The following is a 26,465-nucleotide window of genomic DNA, read 5'->3' as shown; positions in this document are numbered from 1 at the left end:
ACCGCCGGGCCGCGTCCCACCCAGGGGGACGCGGCCCGGCCTCACGTACTCGCAAATTTGAACGTGTTCAAGATTCTGCGCTAGGGTGGCCGCCACGAGCCGGGGGTGGGGCCGATGAAGATTGTGATTCCCGGGGGTACCGGGCAGGTCGGCACGGTTCTGAACCGCGCCCTCACCGCCGCGGGCCATGAGGTCGTGGTGGTGACCAGGAGGCCGACGGGCGAGCGCGAGATCGCCTGGGACGGCCGGACCCCGGGCCCCTGGGCGGCGGCGATCGACGGCAGCGACGTCGTGATCAACCTGGCGGGGCGGAGCGTCAGCTGCCGCTACACGCCCGCGAATCTCCAGGCGATGATGGACTCCCGCGTGCATTCGGCCGAGGCGGTGGGCGCGGCGATCGCGGCCGCCGCGCGCCCGCCCGGGGTCTGGCTGCAGATGAGCACCGCCACCATCTACGCCCACCGCTACGACGCGCCCAACGACGAGGCGACCGGCGTGCTCGGCGGCGCGGAGCCCGGAGTCCCGGGCTACTGGGCCTACAGCGTCAAGATCGCGAAGAACTGGGAGCGCGCGCAGCAGGAGGTGCGCACGCCGTCCACCCGCAAGGTCGCCCTGCGCGCCGCCATGGTTATGAGCCCTGACCGCGGCGGCGTCTTCGACGTCCTGTCCTGGCTGGCGCGGCTCGGCCTCGGCGGCCCGGTCGCGGGCGGCGCGCAGTACGTGTCGTGGATCCACGACCACGACTTCGTCCGCGCGATCGAGTTCCTCGTGGCCCGGGACGACATCGCCGGGCCGGTGAACCTCGCCGCCCCGAACCCCCTGCCGCACCGCCCGTTCATGCGGGCGCTGCGCGCCGCGTGGGGCACCCCGGTGGGCGTGCCCGCGACCGCCTGGATGGCGGAACTCGGCGCGCTCGCCATCCGCTCCGACACCGAACTCCTGCTGAAGAGCCGCCGCGTCGTCCCCGGCCGCCTCCTCGACGCGGGCTTCTCCTTCCACCACCCGCACTGGCCGGAGGCCGCCGGCGACCTGGTGCGCCGCGCCCGCCGAAGCCGCCGCTGAGCTGAGGGGACGTGAGCGCGCTCACGGTGTGCCGCAGGGTTTCCAGGGGTCCTGCACGGGCAGGTCCCTGACCGTTGTGTGACGTGACCTTCGATGACCGGGGGGTTTCGAAGATGACCGCGGGGTGGTACGGGCCCGGAGGGCCGGACCCGTTCGAGGAGATGCTCGCCCGCTTCTTCGGCGCGCGGGCGCACCGGCGCCCGATGGAACGGATCAGCATCGCGCGGCTGATGAGCGAGCCCGCGCGCGAGCTGGTGCGGGACGCGGCCGCGCAGGCGGCGCAGTGGGGCAGCGTGGACCTGGACACCGATCACCTGCTGTGGGCGGCGACCCGCCAGCAGGGGACGCGGCACTGGATGGCACGGGCCGGCGCCGACCCCGACAAGATCAGGGAAGAGATCGAGGACCATGCGCGGCGGGGCGAGCCGCGGGACGTCCCGCCCGAGCTGACGCCGTCCGCCAAGCGCGCGCTGCTCGACTCGCACCAGGTGTCGCGGGCGCTCGGGTCGTCCTACATCGGGCCCGAGCACCTGCTGTTCGCGCTGGCGCTCGACCGCGGGTCCAGCGCGGGACGCATCCTGGACCACGAGCACGTGACGCCGGACTCGCTCCAGCAGGCGGCGGCCGGCGGTGGCCAGCCGCCGAGCGGCCCCGGCGGCGGCCAGCCGACCGGCACGCCCACGCTGGACGAGTTCGGCCGCGACCTGACCGCCCTCGCCCGGGAGGGCCGCATCGATCCCGTGATCGGGCGCGAGGACGAGATCGAGGAGACGGTCGAGGTCCTCTCGCGCCGCACCAAGAACAACCCCGTGCTGATCGGGGACCCCGGGGTCGGCAAGACCGCGATCGCCGAAGGGCTGGCGCAGCGGATCGTGGACGACAACGTCCCGGAGACCCTGCGCCGCAAGCGGATCGTCCAGCTCGACCTGGGCGGCGTGGTCGCCGGAACCCGGTACCGGGGCGACTTCGAGGAGCGGCTGAAGAAGGTCGTCGACGAGATCCGCGAGCACGCCGACGAACTCGTCGTGTTCATCGACGAGATCCACACCATCGTGGGGGCGGGCGGCGCGGAGGGCGCGATGTCCGCCGGCAACATGCTGAAGCCGCCCCTGGCGCGCGGCGAGCTCCACGTGGTCGGCGCGACCACCATCGACGAGTACCGCCGCAACATCGAGAAGGACGCCGCGCTGGAACGCCGCTTCCAGCCGATCCTGGTGCCGGAGCCGAGCGTCGACGACAGCATCGAGATCCTGCACGGCCTCCGCGACCGGTACGAGGCGCACCACCAGGTGCGGTTCACCGACGAGGCCCTCGCCGCCGCCGTCGACCTGTCCAGCCGCTACCTCACCGACCGGTTCCTGCCGGACAAGGCGATCGACCTCATCGACCAGGCCGGCGCCCGCGTCCGGCTGCGGTCCGGGACGCGCGACGGCGGCCGCCGCGAGCTGGAGGACCGCCTCGACCGGCGGCGCCGCGAGAAGGACCAGGCCGTCGCGGACGAGGACTACGAGAAGGCGTCCGAGCTGCGCGACGAGATCGTCCGGCTGGAGAAGGACCTCGCCGAGACGCGCGAGAACGGCGGGCCCGCCACGGTTCCCGAGGTGACCACCGAGGACATCGCCGAGGTCGTCTCCCGGATCTCCGGCGTCCCCGTCACCCAGCTCACCCAGGCCGAACGGGAACGGCTGGCCAACCTCGAAGAGCACCTGCACCAGCGGGTGGTCGGGCAGGAGGACGCGGTGGCGGCGGTGGCCCGGGCCGTCCGGCGGTCCCGCGCCGGGATGGGCGACCCCGACCGCCCGATCGGCGGGTTCCTGTTCCTCGGCCCGACCGGCGTCGGCAAGACCGAGCTCGCGAAGGCGCTGGCCGAGGCGCTGTTCGGCAGCCGCGACCGGCTGGTCCGGTTCGACATGAGCGAGTTCCAGGAGCGGCACACCGTCAGCCGCCTGATGGGCGCGCCGCCCGGATACGTCGGCTACGAGGAGGCCGGGCAGCTCACCGACGCCGTCCGCCGCCAGCCGTACTCGGTGATCCTGCTGGACGAGATCGAGAAGGCGCACCAGGACGTGTTCAACGTCCTGCTCCAGCTGCTCGACGACGGGCGGCTCACCGACGCGCAGGGACGCACCGTCGACTTCCGCAACACCGTCGTGATCATGACGAGCAACCTCGGCTCCGAGCTGATCACCGGCACCACCGAGATCGGGTTCGGCACGTCCGGCGGCGCCGGCTCCGCGCTCAGCGACCGGATCATGCGGCGGCTGCGCGAGTCGTTCCGGCCCGAGTTCCTCAACCGGATCGACGAGATCATCGTCTTCCGGCGGCTGGAGGCCGGCCAACTCCGCCAGATCACCGACCTTCTCCTGGACGAGACGCGCCGCCGCCTCCGCGCGCAGGACGTCACGGTCACCTTCAGTGCCGAGGCCGTGGACCTGCTCGCCGAGCGCGGCCACCAGCCCGAGTTCGGCGCCCGGCCGCTGCGCCGCACGATCCAGCGCGAGGTGGACGACCGGCTCTCCGACCTGCTGCTCTCCGGCGACCTGGGGCACGGCGGGCACGTCGATGTCTCCGCGGGGAATGGCGGCCTCCAGTTCGACGTCACTGCCAAGTAAGGGCTACAGTCCTCCTATAACTCTTACAGGAGGACGTGTGCACATACCGATCGCCGACTACGCGACGGGGGTCGAGGTCGCGAACGAACTGGTCAGCACGGCGCCGGGCGTGCGGGGCGGCGAGGCGCTTCCCGACCCCGCCGCACTGGCGGGCCTCCTCCCGCCGCTCGGCTTCCGGACGCCGGACGCCGAGGACGTCCACAAGGTCCGCCTCCTCCGCCGCGAGGTGCGCGCCGTCATGGAGACCGGGACCGCGGAGGAGGCGGTGGCGAGCGCCGAGCTGCTGGCGGGACACGCCGGGCTCGCGCCCGTCCTGCGCCGGGATCCGTCCGGTCGATGGCAGTGGTACGTCCCGACGGTCCGGGACGCGTCCCTCGTCGGCGAACTGGCCGCCGTCATCGGTGTCGCGCTGCTCGGCCTCGTCCGGGCGCTCGGGCACGAACGCTTCCGGCCCTGCGCCGCCCCCGGCTGCGGCGGCGTGTTCGCCGACGCCAGCCGTGCCGGGCGCCGCCGGTACTGCATGCCCGACTTGTGCGGCAACCGCCTCAACGTCGCCAACCACCGCGCGCGCCGCCGGACGGTGACCCAATGAAGCGGCGGAGCCGCACCGGGGGGTGTGGGGGGTCGTCCCCCCTCGGGAAGACGACGACGCTCAGCGGTGCCCTCCAACTGCCGGACGGGACCCCGATCCGGGGCCGCGGCCTACGCAACCCCCTGCCGGAAGGGCCCGTGCCCGACTTCGGCCTCTACCTGGGATCCGCCCGCCTCCGCCGCCGGCACGAACCGGATCTGCGCTGGCCGTCCGCGTGGATCGTCTGGCCCGACTTCCTACTGCCCCGGGATCGGGACGAGGCCATCCGGCAGATCCGCGCCCTGCACGAGCGCGCCCGCTCGGGCGCCTCGGCCGAGGTCGCCTGCGGGGGCGGCGTCGGACGCACCGGCACCGTCATCGCGTGCCTCGCCGTCCTGTCCGGCCTGGACCCGTCCGACGCCGTCGCCTGGACGCGCGAGCACCACCATCCGCGGGCCGTGGAGACCCCCTGGCAGCGCCGCTGGGTGACCGCCTTCCCGGCGTGACCTCGGCCGGGCCGCCCATCACCCGCCGAGGATCAGCTTCGCGCCGTGCTCGCCGATCATCATGCTCGGGGCGTTGGTGTTCCCGCCGATGATGCTCGGCATGATCGAGGCGTCCGCGACGCGGAGCCCCTCGATGCCGCGGACCCGCAGCTCCGGATCGACCACGGCCCGCTCGTCCGTCCCCATCCGGCAGGACCCGACGGGGTGGTAGACGGTCGTCGCGCGGTTCGGCAGCTCCTTGGCCATCGCGGCGCGGTCCGGGTACTCCGGTCCCGGTGACAGCTCCTCCGTCACCTGCCCGGCGATGATCTTGCTGGCCATCACCTCGCGGACGAGTTCGACGCCGTCCAGCAGCAGCCGCGCGTCGTCCGGGTCGGTGAGGTAGCCGGGGTCGATGACGGGCGGCGCGGACGGGTCGGCGGAGCCCAGCCGGACCGTGCCGCGGCTCTTCGGATAGATCAGCGTCGGCATGATCGTGAGCGCGGGCCGCTTGTCGACGGCGTGCCGCACCGGCGCGTCCTGGTTCGGGAACGGGTACGACCACGGCAGTGCGTGCAACTGGATGTCGGGCACGGCACCCGCCTTGCCGCTGCGGACGAACCCGACCGCTTCGAACACGGTGCGGGCCACCCACGTCCCGCCCCTGATCCACTCCTTGGCGACGCCCTTGGCGAAGTAGGGCGCCGTGCCCTTGTTGCGGGCCGTGTCCATGACGAAGGTCATCGGCAGGAACATGTGGTCGTGCAGGTTGTCCCCGACGGGAAGGTCGGCGCGCACCTCGATGCCGTGCTCCCGCAGATGCGCGGCCGGGCCCACGCCGGACAGCATCAGCAGATGCGGCGAACCGAACGCCCCGGCCGCCAGGACGACCTCCTTGGACGCCCGGATCGTCCCCTTGCCCTGCTTGGAGACGACCTCGACGCCTGTGGCCCGGCCCTTGTCGATCACCACACGCCCCACGGTCACGTTCGTCAGGACCGACAGGTTCGCCAGGCCGTGGTCGTCCAGGTAGCCGACGGACGAGCTGTAACGCAGCCCGTCCGCGACGCTCTGCTGGAAGATCCCGACGCCCTCCTGCTCGGCGCCGTTGTAGTCGTCGTTGCGCTTCACACCGACGGTCTCGGCCACCGCCTCGATGAACGCCTCCGACGCCGGCGTGAGGTCCTTCTGCCGGGTCACCTGGATCGGGCCGCCCGCGCCCCGAAGGTCGGTGGCGCCGTCCTCCCAGTTCTCCAGTCGCTTGTAGCTGTCGAGGACGTCGTCGAAGGCCCATCCCGCGCAGCCCTCGGCGGCCCAGTCGTCGTAGTTCTTGCGGTGGCCCCGCACGAACAGCATCCCGTTGATCGACCCGGACCCGCCGAGAACACGCCCCCTGACCTGCGGGATCTTCCGGTCGAGCGCGTTCTTCTGCGGAGCGCTGTAGAACCCCCAGTCCAGCCGCTTCTTCAGCTGCGGGACGTTGTGGAAGACGGCGATCAGCCCGGGCTTGCGCACCAGCCGCGTCCGGTCCGGCCCGCCCGCCTCGACCAGCACGACGCTCGCCCCCGACTCGGCCAGTCGCTTCGCCAGCACGCACCCGGCGCTCCCGGCGCCCACCACGACGTAATCAGCGGTCTGGTCCATGTGTTCCTCCCAGCGGCCGCCCCGTGTCGAGGCGGCCGCTCATGAGGGCCCGCGCCTGGCCCGTTCGGTCTCGCCCTCCCGGCCGGCCGCGGTCGCTCCCACCGGTCAGGCGACAAGTTGGGTGCGCCGATCGTAAAAGCCCCCAGCACCCCGCACCCGCCCAAGTCCCAATGACCGGAACCAGGAGGCCCTCTGGGTCTTGCGCGGGGTTGGCGGGGGAGTTAGCGTCGGGTGAATCCGATAGGAAAGTTTCCTATCTGATGGAGTTCCGATGCCCCGCTCCCGCTCCCCGCCATCGGTTCCGTGCGGCGTGCTCTCCGCCGCGACGGAAAACGACCACCCCAGCACGCAAGGACCCCCCGCATGAAGAAAGCAAGGCGCAGGCTCGCCGTGATCACGGCGAGCCTCGGAATCGCTCCCCTCGTCGCCGTGGTACTGCCGGCGACCTCGGCCTGGGCCCACGGTTACGTGTCGGCCCCGATGAGCCGGCAGGCCCAGTGCGCACAGAAGATCGTCCAATGCGGCTCCATCCAGTGGGAGCCGCAGAGCGTCGAAGGACCGAAGGGCCTGCAGAGCTGCAGCGGCGGAAACGCGCGGTTCGCCGAGCTCGACGACGACGGCAAGGGCTGGCGGGCCACCACCGTCGGCAACACCGTGACCTTCACCTGGACGTTCACCGCCAGGCACCGCACCCAGAACTACGAGTACTACGTCGGCGGCCGCCGCGTCGCGGTGGTCGACGGACACGACCAGCAGCCGCCGGAAAGCGTCTCCCACACCGTCGACCTCGGTGGCGTGTCCGGCCGGCAGAAGGTCCTGGCCGTCTGGAACATCGCCGACACGGCCAACGCGTTCTACGCCTGCATCGACCTGCAGGTGCAGTGATGGCGGGCCGCAAAGTGAGAAGGATCCCCGCGCTCCTCGGTGCCCTGGCGCTCGCGGCAGGGATGCTGTCGGCCGTCCTGCCGACGGCGCCGGCCTCCGCCGTCGCTTTCGTGGTGAGCGAGTCGCAGTTCGGCCAGATGTTCCCCAGCCGGAACTCGTTCTACAGCTACAGCGGGCTGACCACCGCCATGGCGTCCTTCCCGGGGTTCGCGAACACCGGCGGCGACACCGTGAAGAAGCAGGAGGCGGCGGCCTTCCTGGCCAACGTCAGCCATGAGACCGGCGGGCTCGTGTACATCGTCGAGCAGAACACCGGGAACTACCCGCACTACTGCGACGCGAGCCAGCCCTACGGGTGTCCTGCAGGGCAGGCCGCCTACTACGGCCGCGGTCCGATCCAGCTGAGCTGGAACTTCAACTACAAGGCGGCGGGCGACGCTCTCGGTCTCGACCTGCTGAACAACCCGTGGCTCGTGGAACGGGACGCGTCGGTGGCGTGGAAGACCGGGCTCTGGTACTGGATGACCCAGAACGGCCCGGGAACCATGACCGGGCACAGCGCGATGGTCAACGGCCGCGGGTTCGGCGAGACGATCCGCAGCATCAACGGCAGCCTGGAATGCGACGGCAGGAACCCCGCCCAGGTGCAGAGCCGGGTGAACGCCTACCAGCGGTTCACCCAGATCCTCGGCGTCCCCGCAGGCGGCAACCTGACCTGCTGACGACGCCCGATCCACCCGATCACCCAAGCGACGACCCGCGCCGGCCACCCCGCGCGCGGGTCGTCCGCCGTCGTTCCCGCTCCGGCGGGGGCGCGGGCTGACGCGGTGAAAGGGTTGTTGACGGGGGCGGTGGGCGTCCGTACTTTCGCTAGAAAGCGCTTTCTGAGCGCGTCGGAGCCGGGCCGCCGCCACGGGTTCGCTCGGCTGAGCTCCCCCGTGAAGGCGGTGACGATGCTTCCGAAGCAGGACTGGGAGCGCTCCCAATCAGGTCCGCCGACCGAGACCGCACGCACCGAGTTCCATCGCTTCTTCCTGCGGCACCACCGCGACCTCGCCCGGCTGGCCTTCCTGATGCTGGGCGATCCGGACGGTGCCGACGACCTGGCGGCGGACGCCATGACGGCCGCCTGGCAGCGCTGGGACCGGGTGCGCGCCGCCGACCAGCCCCTCGCCTATGTGCGCCGGATGGTCGTCAACATGTCGCGGAGCCGGATCCGCGCGCTGGTGCGCGAGCGCGACAAGGCCGCCCGGCTCGGCGCCATGTCGGACGACCGGATCCCCGCCCCGGACGTCCCGGCGGTCGTCGACATGCGCGCCGCGCTCCAGCGGCTGCCGAACCGGAAGCGGGCCTGCGTCGTCCTGCGGCTCGCCTTCGACATGTCCGAGAAGGAGACGGCGCACTTCCTCGGCGTCGCGGTGGGCACCGTGAAGAGCCAGACCTCCAAGGGCGCCGCCGAACTGGCGAAGGCGCTCGACGACCGGCACGGCTGACCAGCCGTCGACGGGGCCGTCAAGGCCGGCGGCAACCTTCCGGGGCCGGGCGGCGACTAGTGGGAAAAGCCTTTCCCAGGACGGTGCCGGCCCCCGCCCCGGCCGATCCCCACGGAGTCGCCTGTGAGATCGACACCCCGCCGGGCCGCACGCGGGCCCCGGCTCCTGCCGGCCCTGGCCGTCGCCGCCGCGATCGCCCTGACCCTGCCCGGCGTCACGGTGCCCGCCGGGCGTCAGGTCGCGGTGGCGCACCGGGCAGCCGCCGCGCGGCAGGCCGAAGACCTCGACCGCGGCCTGATCAGCGTCCGGTCGGGCGGCGGCAACTACGTCGGCTGGCGGCTTCTCGGCACCGACCCGCCCGCCGCCACGTTCGCCCTGTACCGGGGGACGACCCGCGTCGCCACGGTCACCGGCTCGACCAACTACTGGGACAACGGAGCACCCGCCGACGCGTCGTACACCGTGCGGCCGATCGTGAACGGCGGTGAAGGAACGCCGTCCGAGCCCTCGCTGCGGTTCGGCGACGGATACCTGGACGTGCCCATCCAGCCGCCCGGGTCGAACTACAGCGCCAACGACGCGAGCGTGGCGGACCTCGACGGCGACGGACGCCTGGAGTTCGTCCTCAAGTGGGACCCGTCCGACTCCAAGGACAACTCGCAGAGCGGCTACACAAGCGACGTCTACGTTGACGCCTACCGGCTGGACGGTACCCGGCTGTGGCGCCTCGACCTCGGCCGCAACATCCGCGCCGGTCAGCACTACACCCAGTTCCAGGTGTACGACTACGACGGCGACGGCCGCGCCGAGGTCGCCATGAAGACCGCGGACGCCACCGTGGACGGAACCGGAAAGGTCATCGGCAACGCGTCCGCCGATTACCGCAACTCCAGCGGATACGTCCTCAGCGGCCCCGAGTACCTCACCATGTTCGACGGCCGGACGGGCGCCGCGCTGCAGACCGTCGACTACGTGCCGCCGCGCGGCAACGTCTCGTCCTGGGGCGACTCGTACGGCAACCGCGTCGACCGCTTCCTGGCCGGAACCGCCTACCTCGACGGACAGCGTCCGAGCCTGATCATGGCGCGGGGCTACTACACCCGCACCGTGATAGCCGCCTGGGACTGGCGGGACGGCCGCTTCACCCGCCGCTGGACGTTCGACACCAACAGCTCCACCAACACCGGCCGGGGCTTCGACGGGCAGGGTTCGCACAGCCTGTCCGTCGGCGACATCGACGAGGACGGCCGGGACGAGATCGTCTACGGCGCCATGACGGTCGACGACAACGGCTACGGCCTGTGGACGACCCGCACCGGCCACGGCGACGCCCAGCACCTCGGCGACTTCGACCCGGCCCGCCCCGGGCTGGAGTACTTCAAGGTCAGCGAGTCGTCCGGCCAGCCGTCGTCCCTGTACATCGACCCGCACAACGGGCAGGTCCTCTGGTCCACGTCCGCCTGCTGCGACAACGGCCGCGGCGTCGCCGGCGACATCTGGACCGGACGACCCGGCGCTGAATTCTGGTCGGCCGCCGTCTCCGAGCTGCGCAGCGTCACCGGCAACAACGCGGGCCGCAAACCGTCCTCCATGAACTTCCTTGCCTGGTGGGACGCCGACCCGGTGCGCGAGCTGCTGGACGGAACCCACATCGACAAGTACGGCACGTCCGGCGACACCCGGCTCCTGACTGCCTCGGGCGTGCACTCGAACAACGGCACCAAGTCCGTCCCGTCGCTGTCCGGCGACCTGTTCGGCGACTGGCGCGAGGAGGTCGTCTGGCCGACCACCGGCAACACCGCGCTCCGCATCCACACGACCAGGGAGGTCACCGACCGGAAGCTCTACACGCTGCTGCACGACGTCCAGTACCGGACCGCTCTGGCCTGGCAGAACACCGCCTACAACCAGCCGCCGTACCCGAGCTTCTTCCTCGGGAACGGCATGTCCACCCCACCCCAGCCGCAGATCTACGTGCGGTGACGAGGAGGAACCCCGCATGTCCACCAAACCCCTGCTCATCGGAACGCTCGCCGTCGCCTTCGCCGCGGCCGCCGCAGGTACCGGCGCCGCGATCCAGGCCCGTCCCGCCGCCGCGGCCGAGTCCACCCCCGTCGGGTACGCGAGCATGAACGGCGGAACCACCGGCGGCGCCGCCGGGACCACCGTGACCGCGACGAGCGCGTCCCAGCTCAACACCTACGCGACGTCGAGCACCCCGTACGTCATCCGGATCACCGGCACGATCTCGGTGTCGGGCATGCAGAAGGTGGCGTCGAACAAGACGATCATCGGCGTCGGGACGTCCGGCCGCATCACCGGCGGCGGGCTCAACGTCTCCCAGGTCAGGAACGTCATCATCCGGAACCTGACGTTCACCGGCGCGAGCGACGACGCGATCAACGTCCAGTACTCGACGAACGTGTGGATCGACCACAACGACCTGTCCAACGGCCACGACGGCCTGACCGACATAAAGCGCGGGTCCGACTTCGTCACGGTGTCGTGGAACCGTTACCACGACCATGACAAGACCGCCCTGCTCGGCCACAGCGACGACAACGCGGGCGAGGACCTCGGGCATCTGCGTGTCACCTACGTGCACAACTGGTTCGACGGGACGAACCAGCGCCACCCGCGCGTCCGGTTCGCGAACCCGGTGCATGTGCTGAACAACTACTACAGCAACATCGGCAGCTACGGCGTCGCGTCCACAGAGAACGCGGGCGTCTACGTCGAGCGCAACTACTTCGAGAACGTCGAGCGGCCCACCTCACTGCAGGAGGGGTCGTCCGACGAGGGCAACATCAAGGTCCTGAACAACTACCTCGTCAACTCGGGGACGCCGGTCACCCGCAATCCCGGATCCGTCGCGGCGATCCCGTACTCCTACACCCCCGAGGCCAACAGCACCGTGAAGGCGACCGTCACCGCGGGCGCCGGGGTGGGCCACATCTGATCAGGCGACGCTCGCTCGGCGGCCCGGTCACTCGTAAGGGTTGCCGGGCCTGCCGATCCGCTGGAGGGACCGGCCGCGCAGGGCCTGGACGACCGTCGCCCCGCGGCCGGTCGCGGGCGGCTCCCAGACGCCCACGACCTGAACCCAGGAGTCGGCGGGCGGACGCGGCAGACCGCGCACGATCACCGGGAACGGGACGGCGTCGCCCGCGCAGCAGGCGACCTTGAGCCGGGTGACCCGCCAGCCGCGATCGCCCTTCCCGGCCGGGGTGACGAAGCCCGTCAGCCGCACCGGGACGCCCTCGAAAGCGGCAGGGGCGCCCGTCTGCGCCTCGTAGGCGCGGCCGATGAACTCGCCCATGCTCATCGAGACGGGCGCCCCGGTCCGCGGCAGGGGCGCGAAGCCTTCGGCCGGGGCGGGCGGCGGCGCCGTGCGGCCGGTGTCGCGGGACGCGGTGAACGAGCCGAGCGCGGGCGGCGCGATCACGAAGATCGCGAGTACAGGCAGGCAGAGCAGCCACGCCACCCGCGGTCCGTGGGAGTGCTCGTCGTCGTCGCCGGCGTCCCGCCACTCCCGGCGGAGGCCGGCGGTGCCCAGCACCAGCAGCGCCACGGCAGCGGCCACCAGCGGATACCGGAAGCCGGGCCGCACGTAGTTGACGTACTCGCCGCTGCCCAGCGTCGTCCACAGAATCGCGGCGCCGACAAGGACGAGCAGCAGGTTCTGCGCGGCCTTGCTCACGAGAGGAGCCCTCCCACCAGCGCGCTGACGCCCACCGCCAGGCAGAACGTCATCGGGACGAACCGGACCGCGAACCGGCGTCCGAAGAAGCCCGCCTGCAGGGCGATCAGTTTCAGGTCCACCATCGGCCCCACCACCAGGAACGTGAGCCGCGCGGTGGTGGAGAACTGCGACAGGCTGGCCGCCACGAACGCGTCGGCCTCCGAGCAGATGGACATCAGCACGGCCAGCAGCGCGAGCAGGAGGACCGACGCCCAAGGGTTTCCCGCCACTGCCGACACCCACCCGGAGGGCACCACCGCGTTGATGGTCGCGGCCCCGACGGCGCCCACCACGAGGAACCCCCCGGCGTGCATGATGTCGTGCCGCATGGCCTGCCGGAACGCCTCCAGCCGGCCGGCCGTCCCGTGCGCGTGCGGCCGGGACGGAACCCTGATCCAGTCGCCCTTGCCCAGCAGCAGCCACGCCCACCCGGCCAGCACCGCGACCAGCAGGGACGCGGCGAACCGTCCCGCGACCATCTCCGGCCGCCCCGGGAACGCGACCGCGGTGGCGACCAGCACGACCGGGTTGATCGCGGGGGCGGCGAGCAGGAACGTGAGTGCGGCGGCGGGCACCACCCCGCGCGCCATCAGCCCGCCCGCGACCGGCACCGACGCGCACTCGCACCCCGGCAGGACCGCCCCCATCGCGCCCGCGACCGGCACCGCCGCGGCCGGCCGGCGCGGCAGCACCCGCCGCCACACCGACGCCGGGACGAACGCGGTGATCGCGGCCGACAGCGCGACCCCGAAGACCAGGAACGGCAGCGCCTGCACGCACACCGCCACGAAGACCGTGGCCCACGCGTCCAGCGCCCGCGCGTCGATGCCCGGCGCCACCCAGATCCGGCCCAGCACCAGCCCCGCCGCGAGCACGCCGAACAGCAGCACGGCGCGGGTGCCCGGCGCCGATCCTCCGCGGCGTCCCCAGTCGGCGGGAGGCAGCAGTTCGTCCTCGGCCAACCCCAGGCCGGCACGATCACTCATGCCCGCCATCGTTCCAGGTGCCGGCGCTCGCGGATCACCGGTCGCCGGATCAGCCCCGGGCGGCGTCGAGGTGGGCGGCCGCGGCCTTCTCCAGATGGACCAGGTCGGAGGCGACGGTGGCGACGGTGAAGCCCTCGGCCAGCCGGATGGCGGCGGTGGCGCCGTCGGGCAGTGGACCCCGGCGGTCTCGATCATCACCAGGCACGCCACCGCCGCGTCCGCCTCGGCGGGACGGGGGCCGACCCGCAGCCCCGAGCACATCGGGCCGTAGCTGCGGGTGCCGGCCGGCGGATAGCGGCAGGCGCGGACGGCCGCGTCGTCACGGTCTGACCGGCCGGCCGGTCGTCAGGTGTGCGCGAGGAGGACGGCGGGGCTCTCCACGCAGTCGGCCACGTAGCGCAGGAAACCGCCCGCGGTGCCCCCGTCGCAGACCCGGTGGTCGAAGGTCAGGGACAGCTGGGCGACCTTGCGCGGCACGACCGCGCCGCCGTGCACCCAGGGACGGTCGATGACGCGGCCGACGCCGAGGAGCGCCGCCTCCGGATGGTTGATGATCGGAGTGGATCCGTCCACGCCGAAGACCCCGTAGTTGTTGAGGGTGAACGTTCCCCCGGTGAGCGCCTCGGGCGGCAGCCTGCCCGAGCGGGCGAGGCCGGTGAGCCGGGCCAGTTCCGCGGCGAGCCGCGCGGTCGTCATCAGGTGCGCGTCCCGGACCACCGGCACGACGAGGCCCCGGTCGGTCTGCGCGGCGAAACCGAGGTTGACGTGCCCGTACCGGACGATCTCGGCGCGCCCGGCGTCCACCGAGGAGTTCAGCTCGGGGAACCGCCGCAGTCCCTCGACGCAGATGCGGGCCAGCAGGGCGAGCAGGCCGACGCCGAGATCGGGGAGCGCCCGCCGGAGCGCGTCCCTCGCTTCGAGCAGGCCGGTGGCGTCGACGTCCACCCAGGTCGTGGCGTCGGGGATCTCGCTGCGGCTGCGGCTCATCTTGTCGGCCACCGCCCGCCGCAGCCCGCGCAGCGGGATGCGCTCCGTGGTCGGTTCGGAGGCGGCCGGGATCGGCGCCTCCGGGCGCGGGTCGTGACCGGCGGCGGCCTGTTCGACGTCGCGGCGGAGGATCACGCCGTGGGGTCCCGTGGGGGTGACGGCGGCGAGGTCCACCCCGTGCTCGCGGGCGATCCTGCGGACGAGCGGGGAGATCACGCGGGGCGCGCGCCGTGGCGCGGGCACGAGAGCCGGAGCGGCGGCCTTCCCGCCGCGGCGCCGCCGGCGCGACCCGGACGCGGGGCCGGTGCCGTAGCCGATCAGGACGTTGCCGGAACCGGCCTGTTCCTCTTCGCGGTAGCGGGCCGCAGCGGGGTCCACGTCCGCTGGGCCCTCGCCCGGGGCGTCCGCCGTGCCGACCGCGATGAGGGGTTCGCCCACCCCGAGGACGGCACCCGTCTCCGCGTGCAGTTCCAGCACGGTCCCTGCGTAGGGGACCGGAACCTCCACGGCCGCCTTCGCGGTCTCGACCTCCACCACGACTTGGTCGACCGCCACGACGTCGCCGACGGCGACCTTCCATTCGACGATCTCGGCCTCGGTCAGGCCTTCGCCAAGGTCGGGCAGGCGGAACACCTGCACCACGTCGGTCGCCGTCAAGACGCCTCCCTGGCCAAGTGCAGGACGTCGGGCTCGTCGTCGAACTGGAGCCGGTCGACGGCGTCGAGGATCCGGTCCACGTCCGGCAGGTGCGAGTGCTCCAGCTTCGGCGGCGGGTAGGGGATGTCGAACCCGGTCACCCGCAGCACGGGAGCGGCCAGCGAATGGAAGCAGCGTTCCTGGACGCGCGCCGCGATCTCCGCGCCCACGCCCGCGAATCCCTGGGCCTCCTGGACCACCACGCAGCGGCCCGTCTTGCGCACCGAGGAGACGACGGTGGCGTCGTCGAACGGGACGATCGTCCGGAGGTCGAGCACTTCGAGGGAGATGCCGTCCTGCTCCGCGGCCTCGGCGGCCTGGAGCGCCACCGGGACGCTGGGCCCGTAGGCGACCAGTGTCGCGTCCGATCCCGTGCGCCGTACCGCCGCCCGCCCGAACCGGGCGGCTCGCCGGTCGCCGAACGAGACCTCGCCCTTGGCCCAGTACAGCCGCTTCGGTTCCATGAAGACGACCGGATCGGGGTCCTCGATGGCCTCGCGGAGCAGGTGGTACGCGTCGTCCGGGGTCGCGGGCGTGACGACCTTCAGGCCCGGGGTGTGGGCGTAGTACGCCTCGCTGGAGTCGCAGTGGTGCTCGACGCCGCCGATGCCGCCCGCGTACGGGATGCGGATCACCATCGGCAGCGCCACCCGGCCGCGGGTGCGGTTGCGCATCTTGGCCACGTGCGAGGCGATCTGCTCGAACGCCGGGTAGGCGAAGGCGTCGAACTGCATCTCCACCACCGGGCGGAAACCGCCCATGGCCATGCCGACGGCGAGGCCCACGATCCCCGCTTCGGCGAGCGGGGTGTCGAAGCACCGGTCCTCGCCGAACTCCCCGGTCAGCCCGTCGGTGACGCGGAAGACCCCGCCCAGCGGGCCCACGTCCTCGCCGAAGACCAGGACCCGCTCGTCGTCGCGCAGCGCGTCCCGCAGCGCGGTGTTCAGGGCCTGCGCCATCGTCAACGCGGTCATGTCAGTCCTCCGCGGCGGTCAGCTCGGACGCGAGCAGCGCCCGCTGCTCGCGCAACTGGGCGGTGGGCTCGGCGAAGACGTGGTCGAACAACTCGAACGGGTTCGTCTCCCCGTCGGCGTTCATCTGGTCGCGGAGCCGGGAGGCGAACTCCTCGCCGGCCTCCTGTGCCGAGGCGACGTCCTCGTCGGTGAGGAGCGCCCGGCCGCGCAGGTAGGTCTCCAGGCGGGCGAGGGGATCGGCCGACTCCCACTCCTCGACCTCCCCGGCCTGCCGGTACCGGGTGGCGTCGTCGGCGTTGGTGTGCGCGTCCATGCGGTACGTGTGCGCCTCGACCAGGAACGGCCCGTGTCCGGCCCGCGCGTGCTCCACGGCGGCGGTCAGGACGGACAGCACCGCGACGAGGTCGTTGCCGTCCACCTGCTCGGAGCGGACGCCGTAGCCGATCCCCTTGTACGCGAGGGCCGGCGCGGCGGTCTGCTTGGCCAGCGGCACGGAGATCGCGTACTTGTTGTTCTGCACGAAGAACACGACGGGGGTCTTCAGGACCGCGGCGTAGTTGAGCGCCTCGTGGAAGTCGCCCTCGCTGGTGCCGCCGTCGCCGATGAAGGCCATCACGACGGCGTCCTCGCCCTTGCGGCGCAGGGCGTCGGCCATGCCGACCGCGTGGATGGTCTGGGTGGCCAGCGGCGTGCACTGCGGCGCGACGCGGCTGGCCGCCGGGTCGTAACCGCAGTGCCAGCCGCCCTGCAGCAGCGTGAGCACCTCGACGGGATCGAGGCCGCGGGACACCAGCGCCACCGAGTCCCGGTAGGTGGGGAACAGCCAGTCGTCGTCGCGGAGCGCGAGCACGCCGGCGATCTGGCACGCCTCCTGCCCGCGGCTGGACGGGTACACGGCGAGCCGGCCCTGTTTGGTGAGCGCGGTCGCCTGGCGGTCGAAGCGGCGTCCGAGGACCATGCGCCGGTACGCCTCGACCAGCCGCTCGTCCGGGGGCGCGGAGTAGCCGCCGGGCGGTTCGACGGCCGTGCCGTCGGCGGTGACGAAGCGCACGGGCACCGCCGCGGGCAGAAGATCGTCGACCGCCGGGTGAGATGTCCGCACGGACATGGCGCCGCTCGCTTTCTCTGGACGCATGACAAGCCAAGCGTCCGCGCGGGTGACCATACGTTCAAGATGTCGGGCACAATGAGCGACGAATGGCTTCCTGGTGGATGCGAAGGGGATCGAATGTCTTCCGAGGAGGGTCCGGAGCCCGGCCCGCCGGGACGTTCTGCCACCCGGCTGGACGACGTGGACCGCGCGATCATCGCCGAGCTGCGCCGCGACGGCCGGATGTCGGTGCGCACCCTCGCCGAGCGCGTGCACGTCTCCCGCGCCAACGCCTACGCCCGGCTCACCCGGCTGACCGGCGACGGAGTGATCACCGGTTTCACGGCCGAGGTGTCACACCAGAAGGCGGGCCTCGGCACCAGCGCGTACATCTCGGTCACCATCGAGCAGAACACCTGGCGGGCGGTGTCGGCCAGGCTCCGGGACATCCCCTACGTCGAGCACTTCGCGATGGTGGGCGGCGACTACGACATCCTCGTCCTGGTCAGGGCACCGGACAACACGGCGCTCAGGCACGTGGTGCTGGAGTGCGTCCAGGACATCCCCGGAGTCCGCGGCACCCGCACGTGGCTGGTGTTCGAGGAGTCCAGGGGACGCGGCGCGGAGCCCGCCGGCTGAGCCTGATCACCCGGCCTGCCCGGCACCGCGGCCCTGTTGCGCGGACGGGCCGTCTCGTGCGACGGTATTACTTACCGAACGATCAGTAAATGAGCCGGACGTCCGGAGGGACGATGACGACGACCCCCGCCGAGCCCGCGCCGGAGGAACGGCTGCAGGCCGCGTTCGACGCGACCATCGCGCGGCACGACCGCATCGAGCCCCGGGACTGGATGCCGGACGCCTACCGCAGGACGCTCGTGCGCCAGATCGCCCAGCACGCGCACTCGGAGATCATCGGCATGCAGCCCGAGGGCGCCTGGATCGGCCGCGCCCCGTCGCTGCGCCGCAAGGCGATCCTGCTGGCCAAGGTGCAGGACGAGGCCGGGCACGGCCTGTACCTCTACTCGGCGTGCGAGACCCTCGGGATCTCCCGCGCCGAGCTGACCGAGCTGCTGCTGAGCGGCAGGCAGAAGTACTCCTCGATCTTCAACTACCCGACCCCGTCCTACGCCGACGTCGGAACGATCGGCTGGCTCGTCGACGGCGCCGCGATCTGCAACCAGGTCCCGCTGTGCCGCACCTCCTACGGCCCCTACGGCCGCGCCATGATCCGCATCTGCAAGGAGGAGTCCTTCCACCAGCGGCAGGGCTACGAACTGCTGATGACGATGATGCGCGGCACCGATGACCAGCGCGCCATGGTCCAGGAGTCGGTCGACCGGTTCTGGTGGCCGTCCCTGATGATGTTCGGCCCGCCGGACGTGCGGTCCCCGAACAGCGAGCGGTCGATGGCGTGGGGGGTCAAGCGCAACTCCAACGACGAGCTGCGCCAGAAGTTCGTCGACATGACCGTCCCGCAGGCCGAGGCGCTCGGGGTGACGCTGCCGGATCCGGACCTCCGCTGGAACGAGGAACGCGGCCACTACGACTTCGGTGAGCCCGACTGGGACGAGCTCGCCGCCGTCATCCGCGGGGACGGGCCGTGCAACGCCCAGCGGCTCGCCCATCGCCGCGCCGCGCACGAGGACGGCGCCTGGGTGCGCGAGGCGGCCACGGCCTTCGCGAACCGTTCGGCGACTGCGGGTGCCCGATGAGCGCCGACGACCGGCGGGAGTGGCCGCTGTACGAGGTGTTCGTCCGCGGCAAGCGCGGGCTCAACCACGTCCACGTCGGATCGCTGCACGCCCCGGACGACGCGATGGCCCTGCGGCACGCACGCGACGTCTACACCCGGCGCAACGAGGGCGTGAGCATCTGGGTCGTCCGGTCCGACGCGATCACGGCGTCCAGCCCGGACGAGAAGGACCCCCTGTTCGCGCCGAACGGCGACAAGGTCTACCGGCACCCGACGTTCTACGAGATCCCCGAGAACGTCCCGCACATGTGAGGACACCATGAGCCACGACCCCGTGAGCGATGGGCAGGGCAGCGTCTTCGACGGCCTGATCGGCGGAGACTCCTCCCAGTGGGCGTTCGGCACCGACTTCGAGGACCCGCTTGCCGGTGTCGACACGACGGTTCCGGACGGCGCCGACCACGCCGAACTCGCCGCGTACTGCCTCATGCTCGGCGACGACGCCCTGATCATGTCGCAGCGGCTGTCGGAGTGGTGCAGCCGCGCCCCCGACCTCGAAGAGGACATCGCGCTGGCGAACATGGCGCTCGACCTCCTCGGGCAGGCGCGGCTCCTCCTCGCACGGGCGGCCGCCGCGGATCCCGGCGCGGTACCGGCCCTGCCCGGGGGCTCGCCCGTGCCCGCCGAGGACGCCCTCGCCTTCTTCCGCGACGCCGGGCGGTTCCGCAATGTGCGCCTCGCCGAAGTGCCGAACGGCGACTTCGCGCACGTCGTCGTCCGGCTGCTGCTGTTCTCGGTGGCCCGGCTCGCGCTGCTCGAACGGCTCCGTTCCAGTGCCGACACGGTGCTGGCGGCGGTCGCGGCCAAGGGTGTCAAGGAGGTGGCCTACCACCGTGACTGGGCGGGCCGCTGGTTCCTCACCCTGGCACAGGGGACCGCGGAGTCCAGGCGCAGGCTCGTCACGGCCCTCGACGCCCTGTGGCCGCTGCTGACCGAGCTCGTCTCCGCGCACCCGCTCGAACGGTCCCTCGCACTGGCGGGGGTCGGCGTCGACCCCGCGTCGCTCCGCGACGAGGTGGACGCCGTCCTCGGCCAGGTCCTCGCAGTGAGCGGTGTCGACCGTCCCGACGATGCCGCGCAGGCCGGATCGGGCGGTCGTGACGGCCTGCACACCGAAGCCTTCACCGCGCTGCTCGCCGAGATGCAGGTGGTCGCGCGGGCCCACCCGAGCGGGCGCTGGTGACCGCCCGGGAACGCGCGGTCCGGCTAGCGGGGCAGGCCGCCGGGCAGGTGCGCGACCCCGAGATGCCGATGCTCACCCTCGCGGACCTCGGCGTCCTGCGCGGCGTCGATGTCGACCCGCGGCCGGACGGCGATGTCGTCATCGCCCACATCACCCCCACCTACACCGGCTGCCCGGCCATGGCGACCATGCGCGACGACCTCGTCCACCGGCTGAACGACGCCGGGTTCCCGCACGTGGAGGTGCGCGTCGTGCTCGACCCGCCCTGGTCGAGCGACTGGATCTCCGAGCGCGGCCGGGCCGCCCTGCGGGAGGCCGGGCTGTCGCCGCCCGGCCCGGTCTCCAGTGGGGGGACGACCCCCCACACCCCCCGGCAAGAGCAGCCGGGCCGGCTCCCTCCGCTCCGCCGGAGCTCCGCTCCGGGAACCGGCCCGGCGAGCGGCCGCCCGGTGGGGCTCGTGCTCGGCCCGGTCCGGCTCGCCCCGCGCTGCCCGCGCTGCGGCTCGGCGTCCACCCGGCTGACCTCGGAGTTCGGCGCCACCGCCTGCAAGGCCCTCTACACCTGCACCGGCTGCCTCGAACCGTTCGAGCACGTCAAGGAGATCTGAGGATGACCATGCTCGCGCCCGCCCCGTCCCGGGCGGCGGCCTTCCACCCGCTGACCGTGTCGGCGGTGGACCGCCTGTGCGAGGACGCCGCGGCGATCACGTTCGCCGTCCCCGGCGAGCTGCGCGACGCGTACGCGTTCCGGGCGGGGCAGTCGCTCACCCTCCGCCGTGTCGTCGACGGGCAGGAACACCGCCGGACCTACTCGATCTGCGCCCCGGCCGGAGCCGCACCGCGCATCGGCGTCCGCGAGATCCCCGGTGGCCTGTTCTCGTCATGGCTCGTGCACGAGGTGGAGCCCGGGACCCGGATCGAGGTGCAGACCCCGACCGGCTCCTGGCGGGCCGACCCCGCCCTGGGGGAGCGGCACCTGTGCGTCGCCGCCGGGTCGGGCATCACGCCGATGCTGTCGGTCGCCTCGACGGTGCTGACCCACCCCGGCGCCCAGGTGTCGCTCCTGTACGGCAACCGGACCAGCCGCACGGTGATGTTCACCGAGGAGCTCGGCGACCTGAAGAACCGGTACGGTCCCCGGCTGCAGACCGTCCACGTGCTCTCCCGCGAGCCCCGCGAGGTCGAGTTGTTCTCCGGCCGCCTCGACGGCGGCCGTCTGCGCCGCCTCCTCACCGAACTGGTGCCGGTCGAGACGTTCGACCACGTCTGGCTGTGCGGGCCGCTCGACATGGTCGAGGACGCACGGGCGGTCCTCGACGACCTCGGCGTTCCCGCCCGCAACGTCCATGTCGAGCTCTTCTATGTGGACGCGCCCCCACCTCAGCCGCGACGGGACGACCGGGTGGCGCCCGGGGCGACGACCGAACTGACCACGGTCCTCGACGGTGTGCGCACCACCTCCACCGTCTCGCGCGAGACCACGCTCCTCGACTCGGCCCAGGCCACGCGCTCCGACCTGCCGTTCGCCTGCAAGGGCGGCGTCTGCGGGACGTGCCGCGCCGCAGTCCGCGAGGGCGAGACCGACATGCGCCGCAACTATGCGCTGGAGCAGTCAGAGCTGGACGCCGGGTTCGTCCTCACGTGCCAGACGTTCCCGGTCGGCGAGAACGTGACCGTCGACTACGACGCCTAGCCCCGTTCGTGGCGGGACAGGCCGTCGAAGGCGATGGCGGTGACCGCGTCGGCGACGGTCGCCGGGTCGTACGCCCCGTCCGGCCGGTACCACTCGACCAGCGAGTTCACCATGCCGAACAGCAGCCGGCTCACCAGCGCGGGCGGAACGTCGTCGCGCAGCGCGCCCTCCGCGACGGCGTCCGAGACGAGCGCGGCGAGGCGGTCGTCGAGCCAGCGCCGCCGTTCCAGCGCCGCCACCTCGACCTCGCTGTTGCCCCGCACCCGCAGAAGGAGCGTGACGGACGGCTGGTGCGCGGCGAGGACTTCGACGCTGCGCCGCACCACCTCGCGGAGGCGCCCGTACGCGGTGGCCCCGGCACCGTCCCGGGACGCCTCGGTCACGACCGCGGTGAGCTCGTCGAGAGCGTCGTCCAAAGCCTCACCGAGCAGCTGCTCCTTGCCCGTGACGTGGTGGTAGATCGCGGGCTTCGTCAGCCCCAGCTCCTTGGCCAGGTCGCCCATGCTCGTGGCGTCGTACCCCTTGCGGTTGAACAGCTCCACCGCGGCCCGCAGGATCGCCGGCTGGTCGTAACCGGGACGGCCCCGCCGGCGGCGCGGAGGAGGTTCGGCGGGCCCGGTCGACGTCACGCCTGCAGCATCTCACGGCGCCATGATCACCACCGACGCGTAGACTCCACGGGACGCCGGCTCAGGAGCCGTTCCGGGCGGGAGGGACTCATGCCGAAGCGCGCGCCGCGGCGGGTCATGCGGGTCGTGCTGAACCGCGACCTCATCGTGCACACCGCCGTCGGCCTGGTCGAGCGCGAGGGCGCGAAGGCGCTGTCGATGCGCGCGGTCGGCGCGGAGCTGGGCGTGACGGCGATGGCGATGTACAACCACGTGCCCGACAAGGAAGCCCTCGTCCGAGGCATCGCCGAGTACGTGATGGGCGGCATGGACCTGCCCGAGGAGCGGCCCGGCGACTGGCGGGAGGGCGCCCGCGACCTGGTCCGTGCCTTCCGCAGAACGGCGCAGGAGTATCCGCGGTGCATGGCGCTGGTGGTGGCGAACAGGACCGGGATCCCGGTCGGGCTGCGGGTGATCGAGCGTGCCCTGGTCATCTGCGCGCAGGCCGGTCTGGACACCGTCACGTCGGTGCATGTCGTGCGGTCGCTGATGGCCTACGTGCTCGGTTCCCAGCTGCGGGAGGCCGGCATGAGCAGGCTCCAGCGGCAGAAGGCCGGCGGCCTGGCCGACGACCTGCGGAGCCTGGACGCGGAGAAGTTCCCGCACGTCGTCGCGCTTCCCTGCGAGCTGTCCGAGCACGGGTCGGACGCCTCGTTCGAGTTCGGCCTGGAGCTGTTCCTGTCCTCGGTCGAGGTGATGGCGGCCGGGCGCTCGACCTGATGGACCGCTAGCGGGCCTTCCGCGGCAGCCGGTCGAGCGCGTCCAGCAGCATCTCCAGCCCGCACTCGAAGTCCGGTTCGAGGCCCGGGCGCGTCAGCTCGTCCGCCGCCTCGACCACGTGCGGGATCTCCGCGGGGTCCACTTCGAGCCGCAGGGCGGTGAGATCGCCGGGGAGCCGTCCCGGGATCGTGAGCGCCCCGCCCTCCAGCATCTGGGCGCCGATGACGTACGACATGAGCGCGCGGAAGGCGTGCACGGAGGTGGCGCCGTCGAACCCGGCGGCGTCGAACACCGCCAGCGCCTGCTCCGTCGTCCGCCAGCCGAACGTCTGGCCGGTGCTGCTGGTCAGCACCAGATGCGTGGTCCGCGGGTAGCGCCGCGCGATGGCGCGGAAGGCGGCGACCAGGGCACGCGCGCTGCGCTTCCAGTCCAGCCCGGGACCGGCGTCGAGGACGTCCAGGCCGGCGAGGACGGATTCCGCCACGGCCGCGAGGAGCGCGTCCTTGTTCGGCACGTGGTTGTAGAGCGACATCACGCCGACGCCGAGTTCTGCGGCGATCCTGCGCATGGACAGCGCCTTGGCGCCGTCCCGTTCGATGAGTGTGATGGACGTCCGAACGATCAGCTCGCGCGTCAGCGGACGCCGCTCCGCGTGCTCTGCCGTCTTCCTCGCCATCACCGTCCCTCTTCACCGATCCGTGCCGTGTGGCCAGGAAGTCCCCGCTACGCCCCCATAGAGCGTATCGACAGGGCACCGGCCGGCGGGGGCGCCGGCGCCGCTGAGGCGCCCTGTTGCGTACGTCATAAATCTTGTTTACAGCGTACGTACCGTGTCATGGTGATGGTGGGCCGAGGCACCACGTCCCCCGGAAACCTGGAGGTGTCATGACAACGGCGACCGCCGGAGTCGGCGACAAGGACTGGGTCGACAAGAAGAAGCACCTTTGGATGCTGGGGCTGGCCGTGCCGCTGTCGCCCTTCTTGTCCTGGGGGCTGGTCGTGCTCACCGGGTGGGACGTCCTGTGGTTCACCGGCGTCCTCATCTTGGGCGGTATCGGTCCCGTCCTGGACCAGGTCCTGGGGGAGGACTCGTCCAACCCGCCCGAGAGCATCCTGGCCTGGCTGGAGAACCAGAAGTACTACCGCTGGTGCACCTATCTCTACGTCCCGCTGCAGTACGCGGGCCTGGTGCTGGCCTGCTCGATGTGGTCGCGCGGGGACGTGTCCGTCCTCGGCAAGATCGGGCTCGCCCTGACGATCGCCAACGTCGGCGGCGTCGGCATCAACACCGCCCACGAGCTGGGGCACAAGAAGGAGTCGCTGGAGCGCCGGCTGTCGAAGATCACACTGGCGCAGACCGCCTACGGGCACTTCTACATCGAGCACAACCGCGGCCACCACGTCCGCGTCGCCACGCCGGAGGACCCGGCGAGCGCCCGGCTCGGCGAGAGCTTCTACCGCTTCTGGCCCCGGACGGTCTGGGGCGGCCTCAAGTCGGCGTGGCGCCTGGAGAAGGCGCGGCTGGCGCGCCGGGGCAAGCGTCCCTGGACGCTGCGCAACGACGTGCTGAACTCCTGGGCGATGACCGTCGCGCTGTTCGGTGTCCTGATCGGCGTCTTCGGCCCGGGCATCGCCCCGTACCTGGCGGCGCAGGCGGTGCTCGGGTTCACGATGCTGGAGGTCATCAACTACCTGGAGCACTACGGGCTGCTGCGCCAGAAGACCCAGAGCGGGCGGTACGAGCGGTGCGCTCCCAGGCACAGCTGGAACAGCAACAGCATCGCGTCCAACATCCTGCTCTACCACCTGCAGCGGCACAGCGACCACCACGCCAACCCCACCCGCCGCTACCAGGCACTCCGGCATTTCGACGAGGCGCCGCAGCTGCCCGGCGGCTACTCGGTGATGAGCCGCCTGGTGTTCGTCCCGCCACTGTGGCGGCGCGTCATGGACAAGAGGGTCATCGCCCACTACGGCGGGGACGCGTCCCTGGCCAACATCCAGCCCGGGCAGCACTCCCGCTACGGGGTCGTCCCGCCGGCGGTGCGGGAGAAGGCGGCGGCGTGACCTACCGGTGCCCGGTCTGCGGCTACGAGTACAGCGAGGAGATCGGAGAGCCCCGGGAGGGCTTCCCGGCGGGAACCCTGTGGCCTGACGTCCCCGACGACTGGTGCTGCCCCGACTGCGGCGTCCGCGAAAAGATCGACTTCGAGAGGGTGTGAATCCATGGAGTACCGGGTCTGGGAGTGCATGGTCTGCGGCTTCGTCTACGACGAGGCCGAGGGCTGGCCCGAGGAGGACATCCCGCCGGGCACCCGCTGGGACGACATCCCCGACGACTGGTCATGCCCGGAGTGCGGCGCCGCGAAGGCCGACTTCCAGATGACCGAGGTGACCCGTGCCTGACCAGGTTCGGCGGCCTCCAGGCGGTTAGCATCACCAGGTGTCGCATACCGTCGCCGGTGATTTCGTCGCGTACGGGCCGTCGCACTGGGCGGCGCTCGGCCTGTTCGCGATCGGCTGCGCCGGGCTGGTGCGGCTCGGCCGGACGCAGCGGACGGAGCCGGGCGGCGGGTTCGGAGGCCAGGCGAGGGGTTTCGGCAAGGCGTACGCGCTGGCGATCGTGTACGTGGTGATCGGCACCCATCTGTACTCGCTGCTGCCGGGGCAGTGGCGCATCGGCGGGTCGCTCCCGTTGCAGCTGTGCGACCTGGCGTGGGTGGTCGCGGTCGGCGCGCTGTGGACGTTCGGCCGGCGCTGGTTCGCGCTGACGTACTACTGGGGGCTCACCCTGTCGGTCCAGGCCCTGCTCACCCCGGCGCTGAACGGCGCCGACTACCCCGGCATCGACTACCTGGGCTTCTTCGGGATGCACCTGATGATCGTGTGGGCCGCCGTGTACCTGACCTGGGGGCTGGGGATGCGGCCGGGCTGGGGCGAGTACCGGTTCGCGGTCGCCGCCACCCTGGTGTGGGCCGTCGCCACGTCCGTCTTCAACGTGATCGCCGGAACCAACTACGGGTATCTCAACAGGAAGCCCGGCACCGCCTCGGTGCTCGACCTGATGGGCCCGTGGCCGTGGTACGTGCTGGTCGAGACCGTGATCATCCTGCTCGGCTGGGCCCTGATCACCTGGCCCTGGACCCGGATGGCCGGGCCCCGTCCGGCCGCCGGCCGGGAACGCCGCTGACCCGTCCCCCGCGCATGTCGCCTCGCAC

Annotated in this window: 29 protein-coding genes; 20 read left to right on the top strand and 9 right to left on the bottom strand. The window is 72.0% G+C overall.

Annotated features, from left to right (window positions below; all coding sequences use genetic code 11):
• Positions 1–114 precede the first annotated feature (114 nt).
• The 4 genes from ACQPXG_RS44065 to ACQPXG_RS44050 all read left to right on the top strand — a co-directional run bounded on the left by ACQPXG_RS44065 (position 115) and on the right by ACQPXG_RS44050 (position 4,751).
• The gene (locus tag ACQPXG_RS44065) at positions 115–1,062 is read left to right on the top strand and encodes a TIGR01777 family oxidoreductase (RefSeq protein WP_433465084.1); all 948 of its coding nucleotides are present in this window, start codon (positions 115–117) and stop codon (positions 1,060–1,062) included.
• 113 nt (positions 1,063–1,175) lie between these two features.
• Positions 1,176–3,674 (top strand): ATP-dependent Clp protease ATP-binding subunit, encoded by a 2,499-nt coding sequence (locus tag ACQPXG_RS44060; protein WP_433465083.1) that lies wholly within the window; start codon positions 1,176–1,178, stop codon positions 3,672–3,674.
• A gap of 37 nt (positions 3,675–3,711) precedes the next feature.
• Positions 3,712–4,266, top strand: coding sequence for a CGNR zinc finger domain-containing protein (locus ACQPXG_RS44055; RefSeq protein WP_433465082.1), 555 nt, complete (start codon positions 3,712–3,714; stop codon positions 4,264–4,266).
• Positions 4,267–4,403: 137 nt separating this feature from the next.
• Positions 4,404–4,751, top strand: coding sequence for a phosphatase domain-containing protein (locus tag ACQPXG_RS44050; protein WP_433465081.1), 348 nt, complete (start codon positions 4,404–4,406; stop codon positions 4,749–4,751).
• A gap of 18 nt (positions 4,752–4,769) precedes the next feature.
• Here the strand turns inward: ACQPXG_RS44050 and ACQPXG_RS44045 are convergent, their stop codons facing one another.
• Positions 4,770–6,374, bottom strand: a complete 1,605-nt coding sequence (locus ACQPXG_RS44045; protein WP_433465080.1) for a GMC family oxidoreductase — start codon at positions 6,372–6,374, stop codon at positions 4,770–4,772.
• Positions 6,375–6,737: 363 nt separating this feature from the next.
• Here ACQPXG_RS44045 and ACQPXG_RS44040 point away from each other — a divergent pair, with 363 nt between their 5' ends.
• The 5 genes from ACQPXG_RS44040 to ACQPXG_RS44020 all read left to right on the top strand — a co-directional run bounded on the left by ACQPXG_RS44040 (position 6,738) and on the right by ACQPXG_RS44020 (position 11,711).
• A complete protein-coding gene (locus tag ACQPXG_RS44040) occupies positions 6,738–7,259 on the top strand; it encodes a lytic polysaccharide monooxygenase auxiliary activity family 9 protein (RefSeq protein WP_433465079.1) in 522 nt (173 codons plus the stop codon).
• Positions 7,259–7,981 carry a chitinase gene (locus ACQPXG_RS44035; protein ID WP_433465078.1) on the top strand — a complete coding sequence of 241 codons (723 nt, stop codon included), beginning with the start codon at positions 7,259–7,261 and terminating at the stop codon, positions 7,979–7,981. Before ACQPXG_RS44040 ends, ACQPXG_RS44035 begins: the two co-directional genes overlap by 1 nt.
• A 231-nt stretch (positions 7,982–8,212) precedes the next feature.
• Positions 8,213–8,752 carry a SigE family RNA polymerase sigma factor gene (locus tag ACQPXG_RS44030; RefSeq protein ID WP_433465077.1) on the top strand — a complete coding sequence of 180 codons (540 nt, stop codon included), beginning with the start codon at positions 8,213–8,215 and terminating at the stop codon, positions 8,750–8,752.
• A 123-nt stretch (positions 8,753–8,875) separates the two neighbouring features.
• Positions 8,876–10,735, top strand: coding sequence for a rhamnogalacturonan lyase (locus tag ACQPXG_RS44025; protein ID WP_433465076.1), 1,860 nt, complete (start codon positions 8,876–8,878; stop codon positions 10,733–10,735).
• Between the two features lie 16 nt (positions 10,736–10,751).
• On the top strand, positions 10,752–11,711 hold the full coding sequence (locus ACQPXG_RS44020) for a pectate lyase family protein (protein ID WP_433465075.1): 960 nt from the start codon (positions 10,752–10,754) through the stop codon (positions 11,709–11,711).
• A 27-nt stretch (positions 11,712–11,738) separates the two neighbouring features.
• On the opposite strand, the gene ACQPXG_RS44015 is transcribed toward ACQPXG_RS44020, so the two are convergent.
• The 6 genes from ACQPXG_RS44015 to pdhA form a co-directional block, all read right to left on the bottom strand.
• Positions 11,739–12,452 (bottom strand): TIGR03943 family putative permease subunit, encoded by a 714-nt coding sequence (locus ACQPXG_RS44015; protein WP_433465074.1) that lies wholly within the window; start codon positions 12,450–12,452, stop codon positions 11,739–11,741.
• Complete coding sequence (locus ACQPXG_RS44010) at positions 12,449–13,489, bottom strand: permease (protein ID WP_433465073.1); 1,041 nt, start codon at positions 13,487–13,489, stop codon at positions 12,449–12,451. Before ACQPXG_RS44010 ends, ACQPXG_RS44015 begins: the two co-directional genes overlap by 4 nt.
• Positions 13,490–13,529: 40 nt before the next feature.
• The gene (locus ACQPXG_RS44005) at positions 13,530–13,685 is read right to left on the bottom strand and encodes a hypothetical protein (protein WP_433465072.1); all 156 of its coding nucleotides are present in this window, start codon (positions 13,683–13,685) and stop codon (positions 13,530–13,532) included.
• 140 nt (positions 13,686–13,825) lie between these two features.
• Entirely contained in the window at positions 13,826–15,124 is a 1,299-nt protein-coding gene (locus tag ACQPXG_RS44000; RefSeq protein WP_433465071.1) for a dihydrolipoamide acetyltransferase family protein, read from the bottom strand.
• The gene (locus ACQPXG_RS43995) at positions 15,121–16,137 is read right to left on the bottom strand and encodes an alpha-ketoacid dehydrogenase subunit beta (RefSeq protein ID WP_433465070.1); all 1,017 of its coding nucleotides are present in this window, start codon (positions 16,135–16,137) and stop codon (positions 15,121–15,123) included. The genes ACQPXG_RS44000 and ACQPXG_RS43995 overlap by 4 nt, the downstream gene beginning before the upstream one ends.
• A gap of 1 nt (position 16,138) precedes the next feature.
• Positions 16,139–17,245, bottom strand: coding sequence for a pyruvate dehydrogenase (acetyl-transferring) E1 component subunit alpha (gene pdhA, locus ACQPXG_RS43990; RefSeq protein WP_433465069.1), 1,107 nt, complete (start codon positions 17,243–17,245; stop codon positions 16,139–16,141).
• Positions 17,246–17,365: 120 nt separating this feature from the next.
• On the opposite strand from pdhA, the gene ACQPXG_RS43985 reads away from it, so the two are divergent.
• From ACQPXG_RS43985 to paaE, 6 genes are all read left to right on the top strand, one after another.
• Positions 17,366–17,866 carry an Lrp/AsnC family transcriptional regulator gene (locus ACQPXG_RS43985; RefSeq protein ID WP_433465068.1) on the top strand — a complete coding sequence of 167 codons (501 nt, stop codon included), beginning with the start codon at positions 17,366–17,368 and terminating at the stop codon, positions 17,864–17,866.
• Between the two features lie 113 nt (positions 17,867–17,979).
• The gene (gene paaA, locus ACQPXG_RS43980; RefSeq protein ID WP_433465067.1) at positions 17,980–18,942 is read left to right on the top strand and encodes a 1,2-phenylacetyl-CoA epoxidase subunit PaaA; all 963 of its coding nucleotides are present in this window, start codon (positions 17,980–17,982) and stop codon (positions 18,940–18,942) included.
• Complete coding sequence (gene paaB, locus ACQPXG_RS43975; protein ID WP_433465066.1) at positions 18,939–19,235, top strand: 1,2-phenylacetyl-CoA epoxidase subunit PaaB; 297 nt, start codon at positions 18,939–18,941, stop codon at positions 19,233–19,235. The genes paaA and paaB overlap by 4 nt, the downstream gene beginning before the upstream one ends.
• Positions 19,236–19,242: 7 nt before the next feature.
• Positions 19,243–20,166, top strand: coding sequence for a 1,2-phenylacetyl-CoA epoxidase subunit PaaC (paaC, locus tag ACQPXG_RS43970; protein WP_433465065.1), 924 nt, complete (start codon positions 19,243–19,245; stop codon positions 20,164–20,166).
• A complete protein-coding gene (locus ACQPXG_RS43965) occupies positions 20,160–20,774 on the top strand; it encodes a PaaD-like zinc ribbon domain-containing protein (RefSeq protein WP_433470164.1) in 615 nt (204 codons plus the stop codon). Before paaC ends, ACQPXG_RS43965 begins: the two co-directional genes overlap by 7 nt.
• A 2-nt stretch (positions 20,775–20,776) precedes the next feature.
• The gene (paaE, locus tag ACQPXG_RS43960) at positions 20,777–21,859 is read left to right on the top strand and encodes a 1,2-phenylacetyl-CoA epoxidase subunit PaaE (protein ID WP_433465064.1); all 1,083 of its coding nucleotides are present in this window, start codon (positions 20,777–20,779) and stop codon (positions 21,857–21,859) included.
• Here paaE and ACQPXG_RS43955 read toward each other — a convergent pair.
• Complete coding sequence (locus ACQPXG_RS43955; RefSeq protein WP_433465063.1) at positions 21,856–22,488, bottom strand: TetR/AcrR family transcriptional regulator; 633 nt, start codon at positions 22,486–22,488, stop codon at positions 21,856–21,858. The two genes, paaE and ACQPXG_RS43955, sit on opposite strands and share 4 nt — an antisense overlap.
• A 90-nt stretch (positions 22,489–22,578) precedes the next feature.
• Here ACQPXG_RS43955 and ACQPXG_RS43950 point away from each other — a divergent pair, with 90 nt between their 5' ends.
• Positions 22,579–23,247, top strand: a complete 669-nt coding sequence (locus ACQPXG_RS43950) for a TetR/AcrR family transcriptional regulator (protein ID WP_433465062.1) — start codon at positions 22,579–22,581, stop codon at positions 23,245–23,247.
• Between the two features lie 7 nt (positions 23,248–23,254).
• Here ACQPXG_RS43950 and ACQPXG_RS43945 read toward each other — a convergent pair whose 3' ends face one another.
• The gene (locus tag ACQPXG_RS43945; protein ID WP_433465061.1) at positions 23,255–23,923 is read right to left on the bottom strand and encodes a TetR/AcrR family transcriptional regulator; all 669 of its coding nucleotides are present in this window, start codon (positions 23,921–23,923) and stop codon (positions 23,255–23,257) included.
• A gap of 209 nt (positions 23,924–24,132) precedes the next feature.
• On the opposite strand from ACQPXG_RS43945, the gene ACQPXG_RS43940 reads away from it, so the two are divergent.
• The 4 genes from ACQPXG_RS43940 to ACQPXG_RS43925 are packed head-to-tail and all read left to right on the top strand — an operon-like array spanning position 24,133 to position 26,437.
• Positions 24,133–25,314, top strand: a complete 1,182-nt coding sequence (locus ACQPXG_RS43940; RefSeq protein ID WP_433465060.1) for an alkane 1-monooxygenase — start codon at positions 24,133–24,135, stop codon at positions 25,312–25,314.
• The gene (locus ACQPXG_RS43935; protein WP_433465059.1) at positions 25,311–25,469 is read left to right on the top strand and encodes a rubredoxin; all 159 of its coding nucleotides are present in this window, start codon (positions 25,311–25,313) and stop codon (positions 25,467–25,469) included. Before ACQPXG_RS43940 ends, ACQPXG_RS43935 begins: the two co-directional genes overlap by 4 nt.
• Before the next feature lie 4 nt (positions 25,470–25,473).
• A complete protein-coding gene (locus ACQPXG_RS43930; protein ID WP_433465058.1) occupies positions 25,474–25,653 on the top strand; it encodes a rubredoxin in 180 nt (59 codons plus the stop codon).
• 37 nt (positions 25,654–25,690) lie between these two features.
• Positions 25,691–26,437, top strand: a complete 747-nt coding sequence (locus ACQPXG_RS43925; RefSeq protein ID WP_433465057.1) for a YwaF family protein — start codon at positions 25,691–25,693, stop codon at positions 26,435–26,437.
• Positions 26,438–26,465 lie beyond the last annotated feature (28 nt).

Source organism: Spirillospora sp. CA-128828, from assembly GCF_050945415.1.
Taxonomy (GTDB): Bacteria; Actinomycetota; Actinomycetes; order Streptosporangiales; family Streptosporangiaceae; genus Spirillospora.
This window is presented reverse-complemented; position numbering and strand designations above follow the sequence as displayed.

Excerpts from the sequence above, each read along its gene's own strand:
- ACQPXG_RS44010 (WP_433465073.1), bottom strand. The coding sequence starts at position 13,489 with ATGGCGGGCATGAGTGATCGTGCCGGCCTGGGGTTGGCCGAGGACGAA.
- paaC (WP_433465065.1), top strand. The coding sequence starts at position 19,243 with ATGAGCCACGACCCCGTGAGCGATGGGCAGGGCAGCGTCTTCGACGGC.
- ACQPXG_RS44030 (WP_433465077.1), top strand. The coding sequence starts at position 8,213 with ATGCTTCCGAAGCAGGACTGGGAGCGCTCCCAATCAGGTCCGCCGACC.
- paaA (WP_433465067.1), top strand. The coding sequence starts at position 17,980 with ATGACGACGACCCCCGCCGAGCCCGCGCCGGAGGAACGGCTGCAGGCC.
- ACQPXG_RS43930 (WP_433465058.1), top strand. The coding sequence starts at position 25,474 with ATGGAGTACCGGGTCTGGGAGTGCATGGTCTGCGGCTTCGTCTACGAC.
- paaB (WP_433465066.1), top strand. The coding sequence starts at position 18,939 with ATGAGCGCCGACGACCGGCGGGAGTGGCCGCTGTACGAGGTGTTCGTC.
- pdhA (WP_433465069.1), bottom strand. The coding sequence starts at position 17,245 with ATGTCCGTGCGGACATCTCACCCGGCGGTCGACGATCTTCTGCCCGCG.
- ACQPXG_RS44020 (WP_433465075.1), top strand. The coding sequence starts at position 10,752 with ATGTCCACCAAACCCCTGCTCATCGGAACGCTCGCCGTCGCCTTCGCC.
- ACQPXG_RS43985 (WP_433465068.1), top strand. The coding sequence starts at position 17,366 with ATGTCTTCCGAGGAGGGTCCGGAGCCCGGCCCGCCGGGACGTTCTGCC.
- paaE (WP_433465064.1), top strand. The coding sequence starts at position 20,777 with ATGACCATGCTCGCGCCCGCCCCGTCCCGGGCGGCGGCCTTCCACCCG.
- ACQPXG_RS44065 (WP_433465084.1), top strand. The coding sequence starts at position 115 with ATGAAGATTGTGATTCCCGGGGGTACCGGGCAGGTCGGCACGGTTCTG.
- ACQPXG_RS43940 (WP_433465060.1), top strand. The coding sequence starts at position 24,133 with ATGACAACGGCGACCGCCGGAGTCGGCGACAAGGACTGGGTCGACAAG.
- ACQPXG_RS44035 (WP_433465078.1), top strand. The coding sequence starts at position 7,259 with ATGGCGGGCCGCAAAGTGAGAAGGATCCCCGCGCTCCTCGGTGCCCTG.
- ACQPXG_RS44060 (WP_433465083.1), top strand. The coding sequence starts at position 1,176 with ATGACCGCGGGGTGGTACGGGCCCGGAGGGCCGGACCCGTTCGAGGAG.
- ACQPXG_RS44040 (WP_433465079.1), top strand. The coding sequence starts at position 6,738 with ATGAAGAAAGCAAGGCGCAGGCTCGCCGTGATCACGGCGAGCCTCGGA.
- ACQPXG_RS43950 (WP_433465062.1), top strand. The coding sequence starts at position 22,579 with ATGCCGAAGCGCGCGCCGCGGCGGGTCATGCGGGTCGTGCTGAACCGC.
- ACQPXG_RS44045 (WP_433465080.1), bottom strand. The coding sequence starts at position 6,374 with ATGGACCAGACCGCTGATTACGTCGTGGTGGGCGCCGGGAGCGCCGGG.
- ACQPXG_RS43945 (WP_433465061.1), bottom strand. The coding sequence starts at position 23,923 with ATGGCGAGGAAGACGGCAGAGCACGCGGAGCGGCGTCCGCTGACGCGC.
- ACQPXG_RS43995 (WP_433465070.1), bottom strand. The coding sequence starts at position 16,137 with ATGACCGCGTTGACGATGGCGCAGGCCCTGAACACCGCGCTGCGGGAC.